Annotated in this window: 2 protein-coding genes; both read left to right on the forward strand. The window is 72.7% G+C overall.

Annotated features, from left to right (window positions below; all coding sequences use genetic code 11):
• Positions 1 to 2,351 (forward strand): hypothetical protein (locus VKH46_05825; GenBank protein ID HKB70343.1); only part of this gene is annotated, 2,351 nt, incomplete at its 5' end.
• A gap of 281 nt (positions 2,352 to 2,632) precedes the next feature.
• The coding region (locus VKH46_05830; GenBank protein ID HKB70344.1) for a glycosyltransferase family 2 protein at positions 2,633 to 3,416 on the forward strand (784 nt) is incomplete at its 3' end.

The raw sequence follows: 3,416 nt of genomic DNA on the forward strand, positions 1-3,416 counted from the left end.
TGCTCGAAGGCTCCCGCGCCGCGGCCGGAAGCGCGTTCTCAGCCGGCGGGCTCCTCGCGCGCTTTCTCTTCGTGGCCGCCGTCCTCGCCGCCAGCCGCTTCTGCCGCCCGTGGCGGGCGGAAGGGGGCCGGTGGATCTTCCCGAAGACCTCGGCGGCGCTGCTCGCCGCCGCCTCCGCCGGCGCGGTCGCGGCCGCCGCGCTCCGGAGCGCGATCGGGGGCGCAGTCGCCCTCGCGCTCTTCTTCGCACTGACCGTCGGGGCCGCGGTTCCCGCCGGCGGACGGAGCCGAGCGGTGCCGGCGGCGCTTCGCATCCTCGCCCTCGCCGCGGCGGCCGGAGCGGTCCCGATGGCGGCGCTCGAGCTCGAATGCCGTTTCGCGCACGAGGAGCTCTTCGTCGCCCTCGAGGCGGCGCTCCTCGCGCTCGTCTGGCTCGCGCTCCTTGCGGCCTCCCTCGCGCTCGCGAAGGAACGGGAACCCCCGCGCGGCACCGGCGCCCGGCCGGCGCTCCTCGCGGCGGCCGCCGCGATCCTCGTGTCGGCCGGAACGGCCGGGTTCATCGCCGCGTACCAGGCGAGCTTCTCCGATCCCGCTCCGCCTTCCTTTCCGGGGATCTCGGCGCGATCGCCTTTCCTCTGCGGGAAGGCTCCCGCCGACCCCGCGACGTACGGCGGAAAGGAAGTCTTCGACCGGCTTCTCGCGACCGTCGCCGCGAACCCGAAGAAAGGGCCTCCGGAAGAGGCGATGCTCGCGCTCGCGACCGGGGACCGCCGCTGGGCGGATCGCTTCCGCCAGAGCCTCGAGCGAGAGATCGCGCGGGGCGATCTGTCGCGGCACGGACGCACGAAGTTCTGGCAGTACGCGGCGGCTCTTCGCGCGCATTACTACTCGCGCGTGAGCGCCGTGTTCCCCGGCCTTTTTTCCGCCGCCGAGCGGGAGCGCGCCGCGGAGTGGTTCGCCGCGATCGACCGGCGCGCGCTGGCCGCCGGGATCGACGACGTCATCTACGGCGCGGCTTACGGCAAGAGACCCGAAGGGCCTTACGAGAACCAGGAGAACGGAGCCGGACTCCTCGCCGCGATCGAGGCGGGAGGGCTCGCGCCGCCGGAGCTCTCCGCCGCCAACCGCCGGTATCTCGACCGCGAGCCGCGCGGCTGGCGGGCCCGGTGGCGGAACTCGGACGACTCCTTCTCCTACCAGTCGGAGTGGATCACCAACGCCTACCTGCAGTCGCTCCGGTCCGGCCCGCCGCCCATCGAGCCGGTGCGACGATCGTTCGAATGGCTCCTCCTCCAGACGCCGCCCGACGGCTTCTTCCCGGACTACAACCCCTCCGGAGCGCCGGCGCTGCCGACGGCGTATCTCGGCGCCTCTCTTCTCGGTGATCCGCGGCTCCTCTGGGTGGCAGCCCGGGACCTGGAGGCCGCCGAGAAGCATGGAGAGACGATGTGGGCGCAGCCCGGTGTCGAGCGTCCGGTCGAAGGCCGCGGAGTTGCTCCCGACGTCGGGAGCTGTCTCCTCTACGGCCCTTCGGGAACGCCGACGCGGGTCGGGCCGCTCGCCCCGGACAAGATCGTCTTCCGCGGCGGATGGCGGGAGGCGGATCCGTATCTCCTCGTCAATCTCCGCTTCGAGGGATGGCACCGGTACAAGGCGACGAACACCGTGACGCTCCTCCGGAGCGGCGGCGAGACGCTCGCTTCCGAGCGCGGCGGCCAACCCTACGCCTTCCTCCCCCTCGAGCGCCGGCTCTTTCGCGACAAGCGCATTCCCCGCGAAGGCTTGAACGGCCTGCTCGTCGAGCCGACCGGGCTCGCGGAGGTCCTGTCGCGCCTGACCGGTTTCGGGGGGCCCTGGGCGCAGGACCCGCCGCGAACCGCGCGCGTCGAGCGTTTCGATCCCGGCGCCACCGCCGGCAGCGTCACGACGCTCTCCGGCTGGCGCGGATGGACGGGACGCCGCACGATCGTCTTTTCCTCCCCCGGCCCCATCGTCGTCCTCGACGAGGCACGCGGACCCGCCGGCAAAGCGGCGGCGGTCGCGTGGCACGTGGACGGCGACCGCGGATCGGTTCCGGGACGCTACCGCCTCGGCAAAGGCGCGGGAGAGCTCGCGCTCGTCCCTCTCGACGGCGGCGGCGCGATCTCGACCCGCCGGTTTCCGGCGGCGCCGAGGCTCGACCTCGTGTACCGTCCCGTCCGGACCGGAAGCCTGGGCCTCGCGAGCGTCTTCCTGACCGGCGCCTGGAGGGGCTCGCGCGTGTCGATCGCCGGAACGGGCGCGGCGCGCCTCCTCGAGATTCGCGGCGGCGGCGGAACGTTCACGCTTCCGCTGTCTCCGGAGAGCCGCTGAGGCGCGGCGGCCTGCGGCGTTCACGGCGTACCTGCTCGGTACGTCGAGGGCGACGGGCGCTTGCCCGTGCCGTTCGCGGCGTGACGAAGTCTCGCGCAACGCTCGGCGAGACGACTTGCGCCGCGGGAGCGGGAGCGCCAGCGAGGGTGTCTCGACCGGCCGGTCGCGGGTTCTGACCCGAGCCGCCCGGGCGAGACTCGCCCCGGTCACCCGAGCCAGCTCCCGCGAAGGTATCGCCGCGCCGGAGCCCGGCCGAGTTGAGATAGCCTTCCGGCAATAGCATGAACCTCCTCGTCATTCAGATCCCCGCCTACAACGAGGAAGACCAGATCGGGCTCGCGATCGCGGCGCTCCCGAAGTCGGTCGCCGGGTTTTCCCGCGTCGCGGTCCTCGTCGTCGACGACGGCTCGACCGACGGCACGGCGGCCGCCGCCCGGCGGGCGGGAGACGTCGACGTGCTCCGCCTCCCGATCCATCGCGGCCTCGCCGCCGCCTTCAACGCCGGAGTCGCGCACGCGCTCGCGATGGGCGCCGACTGCATCGTCAATTTCGACGCCGACAGCCAGTACGAGGCCGACGACCTGCCCCTCCTGACGGATCCGATCGTCCGGGGAGAGGCCGACGTCGTCGTGGGAGACCGCAGGGCCTACGCGCTCCCGCATTTCTCTCCCGGCAAGCGGTTCCTCCAGCGCGCCGGGTCGTGGGTCGTCCGCCAGGTCTCCGGAACGGAGGTCGCCGACGCGACCTCGGGATTCCGCGCGCTCTCGCGCGAAGCCGCCCGCTCGCTCAACGTCTTCTCGAAGATGACGTACACGCTCGAAACGCTGATCCAGGCCGGATCCAAGGGGCTTCGGGTCCGCTCCGTGCCCGTGCACGCGCGCCCGACCGAGCGCCGCTCGCGGATCGTGCGCTCGAACCTCCACTACGTTCTCGTCTCGGGCGCGAACATCCTGAGGATCACCGCTCTCTACAAGCCGCTCAAGGTGTTCTCCGCCGCGGCGGCGGTGCTGGTGGCGGCGGGGCTCGCGCTCGTCGCCCGCTTCTTCTGGTACTACTTCGGCCCGC

The sequence above is a fragment of the Thermoanaerobaculia bacterium genome, from assembly GCA_035260525.1.
Taxonomy (GTDB): domain Bacteria; phylum Acidobacteriota; class Thermoanaerobaculia; order UBA5066; family DATFVB01; genus DATFVB01.